This window comes from Pusillimonas sp. MFBS29 (assembly GCF_020687695.1).
Lineage (GTDB): Bacteria > Pseudomonadota > Gammaproteobacteria > Burkholderiales > Burkholderiaceae_B > Pusillimonas_C.
Genome location: NZ_JAJEWL010000006.1, coordinates 101,217 through 116,253, shown reverse-complemented (window position 1 = coordinate 116,253; position 15,037 = coordinate 101,217). Strand labels below are relative to the sequence as shown.

Here is a 15,037-nt window from a genome sequence, read left to right as displayed (position 1 = left end):
GCCATGCATCACATCGCCAGTAAAAAACTGCGTACAGTACGCGACTTGCTGCGTTACACCGTCAGCCAGTTCAACGCATCCCGACTGTCGTTTGGTCACGGCAGCGATAATGCCTGGGACGAAGCCGTCTATTTGCTGCTGCACAGCCTGCACCTGCCGCTCGATATGCTCGAGCCATTTCTGGATGCGCGCGTGCTGCCGGCCGAGCGCGAGCGCTACCTGAAACTGCTCGAGCGACGCATTACCGAGCACGTACCGGCTGCCTACCTCACCGGCGAGGCCTGGCTGCAAGGCCACCGTTTTGTAGTCGATCAGCGCGTCATTATTCCACGCTCACCCATATCCGAACTGCTGTCCGATAGCCTGAACCCATGGGTTGCCGACCCCGACGACGTCGATTTCGTGCTCGACTTGTGTACCGGATCGGGCTGCCTGGCCGTATTGGCCGCGCTGGCATTTCCGAACGCCCAGGTCGACGCGGTGGACCTGTCCGAGCATGCTTTGGAAGTAGCCGATGAAAATATCGAACTTTCGGGTCTTGACGGGCGCATCACCACGCACTGCAGCGACTTGTTCGAACAGTTGCCCGGTTGCGAGTACAACGTCATTCTTTGCAATCCGCCCTATGTGAACAACCACTCCATGGAGCATCTGCCCCAGGAGTATCGCCACGAACCAACCATGGCACTGGCCGGCGGTGACGACGGTATGGATCTTGTACGCCGCCTGCTGCAGCAAGCACCTGCTTTCATGGCACCCGAAGGCCTTCTGGTCCTCGAGATCGGTCACGAATACCAGAACTTCCTGGCCGCTTTTCCCGACCTCGAACCGGTCTGGCTCAGCACCGAGAACACCGAAGATCAAATCCTGCTGCTCACACGGGAGCAACTGGTTTCGTGATTCGTGCTACTGGTTTGACGATCCGTCGCGGCACAAAGGTGCTGCTCGACGGCACTGATTTTGTTATTAACCCCGGCGAGCGTGTCGGCATAGTCGGCAAGAACGGTGCAGGCAAGTCGACCTTGTTTGCCGCCTTGCAGGGCCGGCTGGACATCGATGCGGGGTCGCTGCTGATCCCGCCGGGCTGGCGCATTGCCAGCGTCGACCAGGAAATCAGCCACAACGAGCTGCCTGCCCGGGAATTCGTCATTGACGGAGACACGCATTTGCGTGCCCTGCAGGCCCAACGCGCCGCCACACCAGAGACCGACGGACACCGCATTGCCGAGCTTGAATCAGCGCTGGTCGAGGCCGATGCCTGGAGTGCGCCATCGCGTGCGGAACAACTGCTGGCCGGCCTGGGCTTTAAGCCCGACCAATGGATGAACCCGGTCAACAGTTTTTCGGGCGGCTGGCAGATGCGCCTGGCACTGGCACGGGCCTTGATGGCGCCATCCGAATTGCTGTTGCTGGACGAACCGACCAACCACCTGGACCTTGATGCCATGTTGTGGCTGGAACGTTGGCTGGCCGCTTATCAGGGCACTGTGCTGCTCATTTCGCACGACACCGAGTTCCTGGATTCGGTGGCAACCATCATCCTGCATTTCGATCACGCCAAACTGGTACGCTATCGGGGCGGCTATGAGGACTTCCTGACCCAGCGGGCGGAGCGGCTGCGTCAAACCCGGCTGGCCTGGGACAGGCAAACACGAGAAACAGCCAGGCTGCAAAGCTTTATTGATCGCTTCAAGGCCAAGGCCACCAAGGCCAAGCAGGCTCAAAGCCGTGTCAAGGCGCTCGCACGAATGGAAACCCTGGCTCCCCTGCACGTGGAATCAGGCATAGACATACGTATCCCCGAACCCACCAGCATGCCTGACCCCCTGCTGGTTCTGGATAACGTCGCGACCGGCTATACCAACGAACAAGGCCAGTCCCGCACGGTGCTCAGCAACATACAACTGATGGTCAGGGGCGGCGCCCGTATCGGGGTACTGGGCGTGAACGGGGCCGGGAAAAGTACACTGATCAAAACACTGGCCGAAGAACTGCCCGCACTGGCCGGCGAACGCCAGGCCTCGAAGGGACTGGAGATAGGCTACTTTGCCCAGCATCAGCTGGACATGCTGGACCCGGACGCCACGCCACTGCAGCATTTGCTGCGCCTGTCACCGCAAACACGTGAGCAGGAATTACGCAATTATCTGGGCGGTTTTGGCTTTGGTGGCGACGCTGTCATCAGCAAGATCGCACCCATGTCGGGCGGCGAAAAGGCACGTCTGGCGCTATCGCTGATCGTCTGGCAAAAACCGAATCTGCTCTTGCTGGATGAGCCCAGCAATCACCTGGATGTGGACACCCGTGAAGCGCTGGCGACCGCACTGGCCGAGTTTGCCGGCAGTGTGTTGCTGGTTTCACACGATCGTCATCTGCTGCGCACGACGGTGGATAGTTTCTGGATTGTGGCCGACGGACGTGTGCAGGAGTTCGACGGTGATCTGGAAGACTATCGTGACTGGCTGGCTGCGCGCACAGCGCAGGCCCGGGCGGACGCTCGCAGCAGTACTGAGGATGCCGGTCCGGGTGAGGCGGTGCTTGATCGCAAGGCGCAGCGCCGCCAAGAGGCCGAGGAGCGGCAGCGCCTGGCTACGCTGCGCAAACCGCTGGACAATAAGCTCAAGAAGGTTGAAGCTGACATGGAGCGCGCCGGTCAGCGTTTGCAGGCCCTTGATGCCTTGATTGCCGATCCGGACTTCTATTCGGACGCACGCCGTGATGAGCGCCTGAAGGTGCTTGAAGAGCACGGCGACCTCAGCAAGAAGCATGGTCAACTTGAAGAGGAGTGGCTGATGCTGCAGGAAGAGCTCGAGGCGTTGACGGCGGGTTAGCTGGCCTGGGGTGGTTGCTAAGTATACAGCGATGCCTGTGATTTGGTCGGCATTTTTATCGCTGCGGTTCCTCTGTTTATGTGCCTTCTATATATCCATACACGGCCTGTGTGTCTGTGGGGGCTGCGGGCTTGACGAATGCGGTTCTGGCCGCCGGCCAGAACTTCCCGGATTTGGCCCTTAACCCCCACAGACACACAGGCCTGCATACATATATATTCATGGGACTGTGTTGCGCGCAAAGTAATAATGAGCTAGTGGGCTCAAATTTCAAATGCGCTTGTCATCGCTACTCCGTTAGAGTGAGAGCTTTTGCAACAGATGCTGAAGTCTCGAGGTAATAGTCTCCACCCGACAAATAGAACAGTGCTTGTCGATCCAACCCTGGGCAATTACAGCTTAACGCATCCAGTTGCTGTGAGGCCTGTCGGGGGGTACCGGGGTGGGAGGGCGACTTTCGGGCGCGCTGTTTAAAGCCTGGGCGGCGGGGATGCAAGGCCGCAGCTGTTTGAAGGCCACGTTTGTCGGACCACTGGTCCGACGGCCTGAGTTCTGCGGCCGCCCCGACACCCAGGTTTTAAACAGGAAGTCCTGCGCAGCAGGACCGCGCTCGCGGAAGCCCGACTGCCCCGGTACCTCCCGACAGGCCGGCCTTCACAAGCAACTAAATGCGTTAAGCTCCGCACCGGCCTCTACAAGCACCCGAACTCGTTGAGCGATAAGCCGATCACCCGGCAGTAATCTCCAGTTTAGCCACCCCTAACGCCAGCGTCTTTGTCCCGGCATCCCGGAACTGAATCTGCGCCTGGGCGTCCTGCCCCGAGCCGCTTAGCCCTATGACCGTACCTTCACCAAATTTCGCGTGGCGCACGCCTGTGCCTATCCGGAACTGCAACGCGCCTACCGTCACCGACGAAGTCAGACTGCGCGCTGCCATGGGTGTGGCACTGCTGCCGCCATCGCCTCGATTGAACGTATTGCCACGCCGGAACGCACCGCTCCACGCAAGCTGTTGCGCCTGCACTGGAGCCCGTCCATCGCGAGGCGTCAGCCATTTCAGGTGCTGCTCTGGAATCTCATCCAGGAAACGCGAGCGCATGGCATAGCGGGTCTGGCCGTGCAGCATCCTGCTTTGGGCCAACGACAGGTACAACCGTTCACGCGCACGCGTAATCGCTACGTACATCAGCCGCCTTTCTTCTTCCAGGCCCGCCGCTTCCAGCAAACTGTTCTCGTGCGGAAACAAGCCTTCTTCGACACCGGTAATAAACACCGAATCGAACTCCAGCCCTTTGGCTGCGTGAACGGTCATTAACTGGATGGCATCCTGGCCGGCTTGCGCCTGGTTGTCACCCGCCTCGAGTGAAGCGTGCGTCAGAAAAGCCGCAAGCGGTGACATCGCTGCCAGGGCTTCGGAAGCCTCTGCGCCCAGGCTGGCCGCTGTCAGTGCGCCATCGGGAATACGCCCCGCCGGCAAGCCTTCAAGGTTGGCCTCGGCCACAAACGCGGCAGCGGCATTGACCAGCTCTTGCAAGTTCTCAATCCGGTCAGCACCTTCACGATCAGTTTGATAATGCGCCAGCAAGCCGCTGTGGTGCACCACATGTTCAATCAATTCCGGCAGCGACAAGACCTGGGCTTCGTGCGCCATCTGCTGGATCAGTTCGGCAAAGCGGGCCAGGTTATTGCCACCCTTGCCCGACATGGACGGCACGGCGCGGAACAGGCTGCTTTCCTGCTGTCTGGCTAGGTCGGACAGCTGCTCCAGCGTACGTGCGCCTATACCTCGCACGGGAAAATTCACCACCCGCAGCCACGATGTGTCGTCGTGCGGGTTGTCCATCAGCCTTAGATAAGCCAGCGCGTGCTTGACCTCCTGGCGCTCGAAAAAACGCAGGCCGCCATAGACCTTGTAGGGTATGCCGGCGGAAAAAAGCGCGTGCTCGATAATGCGCGACTGCGCATTGCTGCGATACAAGACGGCAATCTCGCGACGCAGGCTGCCATCGTTGATCAGCGCCTTGATCTCATCAATAATCCATTGTGCCTCAAGCAGATCGGAAGCCTGCTCTACGACCCGCACCGGCTCACCTTCACCCTGCTCGGTCCAGAGATTTTTGCCCAATCGCCCGGTATTGTGTGCAATCAATGCGTTGGCCGAATCCAGAATGTGCCCGTAGGAACGGTAATTCTGCTCCAGACGTATGACGTTGCCGCGTGCGTAGTCACGCTCGAAGTCGGACATATTGCCCACGTTCGCGCCGCGGAAGGCGTATATCGACTGGTCATCGTCACCCACGGCAAATATATGAGCCCCGCCTCCGGCCAACAAGGTCAGCCAGCGATACTGCAGCGTATTGGTGTCCTGGAACTCGTCGACCAGAATATGCTGGAAACGGCGCTGATAATGTTCACGTATGGGTGCATTGCGCTGTAGCAGCTCATAGGCGCGCAGCAGCAGCTCTGCAAAGTCGACCACGCCTTCGCGCTGGCACTGATCCTGGTACAGCTGATAGATTTCAACCAGGCGGCGCCTGTGTGCATCCCAGACCTCTACATCGGCCGGTCGCTGACCCTCTTCCTTGGCGCCATTGATAAAACGCTGTACGTCGCGTGGCGGGAACTTGTCATCGTCTATGCCGGCGCCTTTGATCAGGCGCTTGATGGCTGCAAGCTGATCGGCGCTATCCAGTATTTGAAATGTCTGCGGCAGGCCGGCGTCACGGTGATGAGCACGCAACATGCGATTGCACAGCCCGTGAAACGTGCCTACCCACAAGCCACGGGTATTGATGGGCAACAACGCCGAAAGGCGCGTGAGCATCTCACGCGCCGATTTATTGGTGAATGTAACCGCCATCAGCCCAAAAGGGCTGGCCTGGCTGCTTTGTATCAGCCAGGCCATGCGTGTAGTCAGTACCCGGGTTTTGCCGCTGCCCGCGCCGGCCAGAACCAGCGCGTGGGCGGGAGGAAGAGTGACGGCAGCCTGTTGTTGCGGATTAAGGCTGCCTATCATGCCGCGTAGCGGCGCAACCGGTAAGCAAACTGCTCTAGCTCTGCAATGCCGCTTTGCTGTGCACGCTGGCACCAGGCTTGCAGGTCGGCCAACAGCTGTTCACTGCTGGAGCTGGAGCTTTCCCACAGACGAACGAGCTCGCGCCGCATCTGCACCAGGGTGGACAGGGACTGGTTCTGAGCCAGCACGGTGTCAATCTGTTCACGTTGGGCCGGTTCCAGCGCATCGTCGGTGGTGGTGATCCAGTCTTTGCATTTGCTGAGCAAGGACCAGCTGCAGTCGGGGCTGCCTTCCTTGCGTGTGAGCTTGAGCTTGTTGAGCTCTTCACTGGCTGCTTTCTTGACCAGGTCGGTATAGCGGGCCAGGATCTCGTAGCGGTGGGTGATGACGCCTTGCAAGGTGCTGGCGTCAGCCACTGCCTTGGGCGCTTCGAGCTTGAGCTTGGGCGCACGTTTCTTGACCGTGGCCAGCCCCAAAAAGCTCAGTACCGAGATATAGCACCAGCCCAGGTCGAACTCATACCATTTGGTCGAGAACTTGGCCGACGTGCCATAAGCGTGGTGATTGTTGTGCAGCTCTTCACCGCCAATGATGATGCCCCAGGGCGACACATTGGTGCTGGTATCGGGGCTGGCGAAGTTGCGGTAGCCCCAGGCATGCCCGATGCCGTTGACAACGCCGGCAGCCCAGAAGGGAATCCATGCCATTTGTATGGCCCAGACGGTCACGCCCAGCACGCCGAACAACGAAAGGTCGATGGCCAGCATGATCAGGATGCCCAGCAGGCTGTGCTTGGTGTACAGATTGCGTTCGAACCAGTCGTCGGGGGTGCCGTGACCAAAGCGCTTCAGGGTTTCAGGATTGGTGGCTTCCTCGCGGTACAGTTCGGCACCACGGAAAAACACCTTGCCCAGACCAAACACTACCGGAGAGTGCGGATCGCCTTCTTTTTCACACTTGGCGTGGTGCTTGCGGTGAATGGCCACCCATTCCTTGGTAACCATACCGGTCGTCAGCCAGAGCCAGAAGCGGAAAAAATGCATGACGGCGGGATGCAGGTCAAGCCCGCGATGCGCCTGGCTGCGGTGTAAAAAGATGGTTACGGCCAATATGGTGATGTGGGTAAGCACCAATGTAACCAGTACAACCTGCCACCAGGAAAACTGCAGCAGGCCGCCTTTTAGAAAATTAAGTATTTGGTCCATAAACCTGTAAAGGCCTCGTGTTAGAACAACAAAAAGTGTAGCTCACTTGCCCTGTATATGACAGAAGAATTTCAAACTGGTTTTGAGTTAGATCAAGGAATTAGAGCCGAATTTCGCTCTTTGCAAGCCAGCCCCGACCTGGGATGAAAGCCACTATAAAGCCTGCAAGCCATCATCACTCAAACGCAGCTGTTTCATTCGATTTCCTCATTTTCGCCCTCTGGGGCCTGTTCGGGCCTGGAAGCTGTTTTTTGGACCGGTGTTTCCTTCTTTCGTTCCAATACCGCAGCAAAGAAGCCGTCGGTCTGGTGACGGTCCGGCCGCAGACGCAGATAAGGACCCTCAAGTGTCAGATTTTCGCAACGATCTGCCGCGATTTTGCACGCATCAAGCGCACTAAAGTCTGGATTTTCACTTAAAAAGCGCTCAACTTGCTCTTCGTTTTCTTCCGGCAGGATGCTGCAGGTGGCGTAGACCAGCCGCCCCCCGGGCGCCACGCAACGTGAAGCCTGACGCAATATGCTTGCCTGCGCTTCCAGCAATGACTTCAATGACTCGGGATGTTGACGCCACTTCAGATCGGGATTGCGGCGCAGTGTGCCCAGGCCACTGCAAGGAGCATCCACAAGCACCCGCTGAGCCTTGCCACGCAAGCGTTTTACACGCTGATCATTCTCGGGCGCGATGACCACCGGAACGATATTGGACAACCCGCTACGTGCAAAGCGCGGCTTGGCCCGGGCCAGCCGGGCGGCCGACACATCAAAAGCATACAGTCGGCCTGTGGATCGCATCAGCGCGCCCAGCAGCAGGGTCTTGCCACCCGCGCCGGCGCAGTAGTCGATAATCATCTCGCCCCGTTTAGGGCCAACCAGTGAAACCAGTATCTGACTGCCTTCGTCCTGTACCTCGATTTCGCCCTTCTCGAACATCGGCCAGCGATTGACCGGCGGCCGGCCTTGCAGGCGTATGCCCCATGGCGAGTACGGCGTGGGCTCGGGATCGTAGCGCAAAGCGGGACCATCACGCAGCTGCCTGAGCATGTCGGCCCGGTCAGTCTTTAAGGGATTGACCCGAATGTCCAGCGGTGCCGGCTGATTCAATGCCTTGACCAGCGCATCGGCGTCATCGAGTGATGCCAGACGCTCGTCCAGCCAATCCGGCAAGCTGTCCCGCACGGCGCGCGACAGGCTTTCAGTATCTATGCTTTGTACGTGCGCAAGCCATTGCTGCTCGGTTTCGGACAGCCCGGCATTAAGCACGGACTTGTCGTATACCGATGCCAGGCCCAGTATCGCCAGGCGCCGTGCCGCAGGTCCTGTTCCGCTTTCGGCAAACTGACGATACCGCCGCAAGTGGCGCAACACGTCGAAGACCGCTTCGGCCACCTCAGCGCGGTCGCGTGCCCCCATTTTGGGATGAGCGCGCAGCCAATGCGAAAGCGCCGCGTCTGCCGGATATTCCCACTGCAGGATTTCCCCAAGCACGCTGCGAACCTGTTCTATCCTTGCCGCGGCCATGACGTAGGGGCGGCCGGTCTGGCTGCCGCGCTCGTTCTGCTTGCCTCGGTCATCGCGCCTGCCTGGCGCGGCGGGCTTGCGATTCTCTCGTGCGCGACGGGGTTTGTCTGCGTTATTCATGACGACCTTTCAGATGATGTAACGCCATCGGGCGTCAGGACAAAAGAGCGGCTGGACACACCGGCCACTTGCACGCGCTGCATGGCGTCGAGCGTGACCCGCCCCTCTGCCAGCCAGCCTGTTACGTCTGCGTATATTCTATGCTCGACCTGCAGCACACGCGCCGCAAGATCCTCGGGGGTGTCGTCGGCCAGCACAGGCACGACACCCTGGGCCACGATAGGGCCATGATCAAGCACCGGCGTCACGAAATGCACGGTACACCCATGCCATTGCACACCCATAGCCAGCGCCTGCTGATGCGTATGCAGGCCCGGGAAGGCCGGCAGCAACGAGGGGTGGATATTTATCAGGCGTCCGTTGAAACGCTCGACAAACGCCGGGGTCAGCACGCGCATGAAGCCGGCCAGCAACACGTAATGAGGCTGGTACTGCTCGATGGCATCGGCCAGCGCGGCGTCGAATGCTTCACGGCTGTCGTAATCCCGATGTGGCACCACGGCCGTGGGGACACCACGCTGGCGCGCCCATTCCAGCCCGCCCGCATCGGGCTTGTTGGCAATGACGGCCGAAATCGTAGCGGGCAGACCGCGGTCACGCACCGTATTGACGATGGTTTGCATGTTGGAGCCCCGCCCGGATATCAGCACGACGATCCGGCAGGCAGAAGAAGAAATGGCGTCCAAGAGAATAATTCCTGAGTGAAGCAGCACAAGATTGTAAACTCTCGGGTGTGAAAACCCATCCCACCATCTATCGCACCCTGCCCCGCCATGACAACGGGAACGCCAGCGCCGTCACCATAGGCAACTTCGATGGCGTCCACCGGGGTCATCAGGCCATTCTTGCACGCGTGCAAGAGCAGGCGCGTGCGCGCGGTCTGGCGTCAACCGTCATGACCTTCGAGCCGCACCCACGCGCCTATTTCGCCAGACGCGGGCAAAGACCTGAGCTTGTGCCAACCCAGATCAGCAGCCTGCGCGACAAGCTTGCCGCACTGGCTGCACACAAGATGGATCAGGTAGTGCTTGAACGATTTGATCAGCATCTGGCCGACATGTCGGCCCAGGATTTCATCCGGCAGTTGCTGGTTGAGGGCCTGAATACACGCTGGCTGCTGGTCGGCGAGGATTTCCGCTACGGCCACAAGCGCAGCGGCGACATTGAGCTTTTGCGTCGTGCCGGCCAAGAGTACGGCTTTGAGGTCGAAACCATCGCGGACATTGTCGATGAGCACGGCCACCGGATCTCAAGCTCCGAGCTGCGTACCGCACTGGCCGTGGGCAATCTGACCCGGGCCGAACATCTGCTGGGCCACAGCTACCGCATCAGTGGTCACGTTGTTCACGGGCAGAAACTGGGACGCAGCATAGGCTATCCCACCCTGAACGTTAAAGTGCCGGCCCAATGCGCCCTGCGATCAGGCGTTTACGTGGTGCGCGCGCACGGGCTGGGCCCGCAAGCCATCAACGGGGTGGCCAGCCTGGGCGTACGCCCCACCATTTCGCAAGGCGGCTGCCTGATGCTGGAAGTACACCTGCTCGACTGCCAGATAGACGCATACGGTAAACTCACGTGTGTTGAATTTCTTGAATACCTGCGGGATGAAGAAAAATTTCCCGATCTACCCACTATGATCGCTGCCATCGATAACGATGCGCAATGCGCTCGCGACCATTTCGCCCTCCATGGACTATAGAAACACCCTGAATTTGCCCGATACCCCCTTCCCCATGCGGGGCAACCTCGCCAAGCGCGAGCCAGGCTGGATAGCCGAGTGGGAAGAAAAAAAGGTCTATGCCGCCATCCGCGCCGCTAGCAAAGGTCGGCCCAAGTTCGTGCTGCACGACGGCCCGCCGTATGCCAACGGTGACATTCACATCGGACACGCGGTCAACAAGATCCTGAAGGACATCATCGTCAAGAGCCGCGCCATGGCGGGCTACGATGCCGTCTACGTCCCGGGCTGGGATTGCCATGGCATGCCGATCGAGATCCAGATCGAGAAAAAATACGGCAAGCATTTGCCTGTTGCCGAAGTCCAGTCCAAGGCCCGCGCCTACGCCCTTGAACAAATAGACCGTCAACGCAAAGACTTCAAACGTCTGGGCGTGCTGGGCGACTGGGAAAAACCTTATCTGACCATGAATTTCGGCAACGAAGCCGATGAATTGCGTGCCCTGGCCCGCATCATGGAGAAAGGCTATGTATTTCGAGGCCTGAAGCCGGTGAACTGGTGCTTTGACTGTGGCTCGGCGCTGGCCGAGGCCGAGGTCGAGTACGCTGACCGCAAGGATCCTTCCGTACACGTTGCCTTCAGGTTTGGCGACAAACAGAAGCTGGCCCATGCCTTTGGTCTGCCCGAGGTCGACGACGGTGCGATTGTCATCTGGACAACAACGCCCTGGACGCTGCCCGCCAACCAGGCGCTGAACGTACATCCCGAGTTCGACTACGCGCTGGTCAAACTTGCCCAGGCTCGTGCCACCGGCTCCTTGCTGTTGCTGGCCAAGGATCTGGTCGAATCCTGCCTGGAACAATGGGGTTTGCAAGGTGAAATCATTGCCACCGCCAAAGGCAGTGCACTGGCCAACCTGGAGTTCAAGCATCCCCTGTACGATGCGCATGAAGGCTATCAACGCATGTCGCCCGTGTATCTGGGTGACTATGTCACGCTGGAAAGCGGTACAGGTGTAGTGCACTCGGCACCGGCCTACGGTATTGAAGACTTTGTGTCGTGCAAGGCCCATGGCATGACCGACGATCAAATCATCAATCCCGTCATGGGCGACGGCCACTACGCAGACAGTCTGCCCCTGTTCGGCGGCCAGATGATCTGGAAGGCAAATCCCGTTATTGTCCAGGCGCTGGAAGACGCCGGCAGTCTGCTGCAAACCGAGCCCTTGTCACACAGCTACATGCATTGCTGGCGCCACAAAACGCCGGTCATCTATCGTGCCACCAGCCAATGGTTCGCTGGCATGGATCGTCAGCCCAAAACGGGCAAGACGCTGCGCGAAACCGCATTGCAAGGGGTGGACAACACCGAGTTCTACCCGGCCTGGGGCCGTGCACGACTGCACGCCATGATTGCCAATCGCCCTGACTGGACGCTGTCCAGGCAACGTCAGTGGGGCGTGCCCATGGCGTTTTTCGTGCATAAGGAAACAGGGGAATTGCACCCACGCACACCAGAGCTCATGGAGCAAGTTGCGCAGCGCATCGAGCAACACGGTATCGAAGCATGGCAATCGCTGGACCCTGCCGAACTGCTGGGCGACGAAGCCAGCCAGTACGAGAAGAACCGCGACACCCTCGACGTCTGGTTTGACTCGGGCACCACCCACGCAACGGTACTGGGCGGCCAGGATCACAACGTCAAAGGTTCGCACGCCGAAGAGCTCACCTGGCCTGCCGATCTGTACCTGGAAGGCTCGGACCAACACCGCGGCTGGTTCCATTCATCGCTGCTGACAGGCTGCATGCTGTATGGCCGCCCGCCGTACAAGGCATTGCTGACCCACGGTTTCGTGGTCGACGGCAAAGGCCGCAAAATGAGCAAGTCGGTTGGCAACGTCATCGCTCCCCAGAAAGTTTCCGATTCGCTGGGCGCGGAGATCCTGCGCCTCTGGACGGCATCTACCGATTACTCCGGCGAGCTGACGATTTCCGACCAGATCCTTGAGCGCGTGGTCGAAAGCTATCGTCGTATCCGCAACACTTTGAAGTTCCTGCTTGGCAATCTGCAAGACTTCGATCCTGCAGCCGACTCCGTCGAACTCGAACACATGTTCGAAATAGACCGCTATGCGCTGGCCATGTCCGGCGCCATGCAGGCCGAAGTGCTGGCCTGCTACAAGCGCTACGAATTCCACCCTGCCGTATCACGCCTGCAAATCTTCTGCTCTGAAGACCTTGGCGCCTTCTACCTGGATGTGCTCAAGGACAGGCTGTACACCACCGGGCAGAACAGCGTTGCGCGCCGCTCGGCCCAGACCGCCGTTCATCACATCACCCATACTTTGCTCAAGCTGCTGGCACCCATTGTGTCGTTCACGGCTGAAGAAGCCTGGAAGGATCTGCATACGGGCAGCGACGTTCCGACCATCTTTACCGAGCTGTTCCATGCCCTGCCCGATCAGGTCGACGCGCAGCTGCTGCGCGACAAATGGACTCGCCTGCGCGACATTCGTGCCGAAGCCATGCGCAGCATTGAAGAAGTACGCAGCACAGGTGAAATCGGCTCATCGCTGGCGGCGGAACTCGATATCCACGCCAGTGGCGAGGACTACCAGTTGCTGAGCAGCCTGGGCGACGACTTGCGCTTTGTTCTGATCGTGTCGCGTGCGACTGTGCACCAGTCCGAAGGTCAGCCTCTGAACATAAAGGTACATGCCACCCGTCAAGCCAAGTGCGAACGCTGCTGGCATCACCGTGAAGACGTCGGCAGCGATCCGGAACACCCAGCGATTTGCGGACGCTGTATCAGCAACTTGTTTGGTGAAGGCGAAACGCGTCAACATGCCTGACACCCAACGCCACAGCAAGACCCCGGCCGAACGCGGATCGACCCGGGCCTTGCCGTTCTGGGCCTGGATATCCGCTGCGGTGATCATCATCGTGCTCGATCAGATCACCAAGATCTATTTTGACCAGGCCTTGCAATACGGGGAGCGTTGGCATGTGCTGCCCTTCTTTGACTTCACCCTGCTGTACAACCCGGGCGCGGCCTTCAGCTTCCTTGCCGACGGACAAGGCTGGCAACGCTGGTTCTTTACGGCGATCGCCCTGGCTGCCATTGCGCTGATCATCCACTTGCTGCGTCGCAATTCGGGGCAACGGCTGTTTTGCGCCTCGCTGACATGCATACTGGGAGGCGCGATCGGTAACGTTATCGATCGTATCCAGCATGGCCACGTCATTGATTTTTTATTGTTTTATTGGGATAGTTGGTATTTCCCCGCATTCAACATTGCCGACGTTGCCATTACCTGCGGCGCAATTCTGCTGGTGCTGGACGAAATCCGGCGCATGCGGCAAGACAGGCGCAAAGCGCGCAACAAGGGCTAGGCATCGCCCCCGGTTTAACCTGACTGGATTAGATCTCTCTTATGCTGGAACTTGCAAACAAACGTATTGTTCTCGGACTGACCGGGGGCGTGGCCTGCTACAAGCTGGCAGAGTTCGTCCGGCGTGCACAGGATCAAGGCGCCGTCATTGATGTGGTCATGACCGAGGCTGCCACCCATTTCATTACTCCGGTAACGATGCAGGCGCTGTCAGGCCGGCCCGTATTCGTCGATGCCTGGGACCCGCGTGTGCCAAACAACATGGCCCACATCAACCTTACTCGCGGCGCCGACGCCATACTGGTAGCACCTGCCAGTACTGACTTCATTGCCAAGCTTGCCCACGGCCATGCCAACGACCTGTTGTCCACGCTCTGCGTGGCCAAAGGCACTTGTCCGCTGCTGGTTGCACCGGCCATGAATCGGGAAATGTGGCTGCATCCTGCCACACAGCGCAATGTGACACAGCTGCAGGCCGACGGCGCCCTGATTCTGGGCCCTGCCGAAGGTAACCAGGCATGTGGCGAAGTCGGCAGTGGTCGCATGCTTGAAGCTCACGAGCTGCTTGCCGAGCTGATTGCTTTTTTCCAGCCCAAAACCTTGTCGGGTCGCCGTGTCCTGATTACCGCAGGCCCAACCTCCGAAAAAATCGACCCGGTACGCGTACTCACCAATCGCTCGTCGGGCAAGATGGGTTATGCCATTGCCCAGGCAGCACGCGAGGCAGGCGCGCAAGTGGTACTGGTATCGGGCCCCACGGCATTAGACACGCCATATGGAGTAAACCGCGTTGACGTTGAAAGCGCTGCCCAGATGCACGCCGCGGTAATGAGCGAAGCGCGTCACAGCGATATCTTTATAGCGGTGGCCGCTGTAGCCGACTGGCACGTGGCCAACGCCAGCGACAGCAAACTGAAAAAGAATCCGGACGGCAAGGCACCCGACCTGCAGTTTTCGGTCAACCCCGATATTCTTGCCGATGTAGCCGGCATGGCCGATGGCCCCTACTGCGTCGGCTTTGCTGCTGAAACCGAAAACCTGCACCAGAACGCCGAGGCCAAGCGTCAGCGCAAAGGAGTACCTTTGCTGGTTGGCAATCTGGCCCAGCAAGCCATGAACGCCGATACCACGGAGCTTGTGCTGTTCAGTCAGCAGGGTTCGCAAAAATTGCCGGTGCTGCCCAAACTCGACGCCGCTCGCAGGCTGGTTCAGGAAGTCGCCCGGCAGTCCTCTGCCAGGCCCAGATAGGCTGTTTCCACCCTGCTTCCCCCATAAG

Annotated in this window: 10 protein-coding genes; 6 read left to right on the top strand and 4 right to left on the bottom strand. The window is 59.2% G+C overall.

Annotation, left to right across the window (positions count from 1 at the left end; genetic code table 11):
• Positions 1–3: 3 nt before the first annotated feature.
• Positions 4–900, top strand: coding sequence for a 50S ribosomal protein L3 N(5)-glutamine methyltransferase (gene prmB, locus LKR43_RS10385; protein WP_227683988.1), 897 nt, complete (start codon positions 4–6; stop codon positions 898–900).
• Positions 897–2,831 (top strand): ATP-binding cassette domain-containing protein, encoded by a 1,935-nt coding sequence (locus LKR43_RS10380; protein ID WP_227683987.1) that lies wholly within the window; start codon positions 897–899, stop codon positions 2,829–2,831. Before prmB ends, LKR43_RS10380 begins: the two co-directional genes overlap by 4 nt.
• 727 nt (positions 2,832–3,558) lie before the next feature.
• On the opposite strand, the gene LKR43_RS10375 is transcribed toward LKR43_RS10380, so the two are convergent.
• From LKR43_RS10375 to purN, 4 genes are all read right to left on the bottom strand, one after another.
• A complete protein-coding gene (locus LKR43_RS10375; protein WP_227683986.1) occupies positions 3,559–5,847 on the bottom strand; it encodes a UvrD-helicase domain-containing protein in 2,289 nt (762 codons plus the stop codon).
• On the bottom strand, positions 5,844–7,052 hold the full coding sequence (locus tag LKR43_RS10370; RefSeq protein WP_227683985.1) for a fatty acid desaturase: 1,209 nt from the start codon (positions 7,050–7,052) through the stop codon (positions 5,844–5,846). Before LKR43_RS10370 ends, LKR43_RS10375 begins: the two co-directional genes overlap by 4 nt.
• Positions 7,053–7,246: 194 nt before the next feature.
• Positions 7,247–8,539, bottom strand: a complete 1,293-nt coding sequence (locus LKR43_RS10365) for an RsmB/NOP family class I SAM-dependent RNA methyltransferase (protein ID WP_370632099.1) — start codon at positions 8,537–8,539, stop codon at positions 7,247–7,249.
• Between the two features lie 149 nt (positions 8,540–8,688).
• The gene (gene purN, locus LKR43_RS10360; RefSeq protein WP_370632098.1) at positions 8,689–9,369 is read right to left on the bottom strand and encodes a phosphoribosylglycinamide formyltransferase; all 681 of its coding nucleotides are present in this window, start codon (positions 9,367–9,369) and stop codon (positions 8,689–8,691) included.
• Positions 9,370–9,425: 56 nt separating this feature from the next.
• Between purN and LKR43_RS10355 the strand changes: the two genes are divergently transcribed.
• From LKR43_RS10355 to coaBC, 4 genes are read left to right on the top strand one after another with little or no spacing between them, the layout of a single operon-like run.
• Entirely contained in the window at positions 9,426–10,391 is a 966-nt protein-coding gene (locus LKR43_RS10355; protein ID WP_227683982.1) for a bifunctional riboflavin kinase/FAD synthetase, read from the top strand.
• Positions 10,381–13,221, top strand: a complete 2,841-nt coding sequence (ileS, locus tag LKR43_RS10350; protein ID WP_227683981.1) for an isoleucine--tRNA ligase — start codon at positions 10,381–10,383, stop codon at positions 13,219–13,221. The genes LKR43_RS10355 and ileS overlap by 11 nt, the downstream gene beginning before the upstream one ends.
• Positions 13,214–13,762, top strand: coding sequence for a signal peptidase II (gene lspA, locus LKR43_RS10345; protein ID WP_227683980.1), 549 nt, complete (start codon positions 13,214–13,216; stop codon positions 13,760–13,762). Before ileS ends, lspA begins: the two co-directional genes overlap by 8 nt.
• A 41-nt stretch (positions 13,763–13,803) precedes the next feature.
• Complete coding sequence (gene coaBC, locus LKR43_RS10340) at positions 13,804–15,009, top strand: bifunctional phosphopantothenoylcysteine decarboxylase/phosphopantothenate--cysteine ligase CoaBC (protein ID WP_227683979.1); 1,206 nt, start codon at positions 13,804–13,806, stop codon at positions 15,007–15,009.
• Positions 15,010–15,037 lie beyond the last annotated feature (28 nt).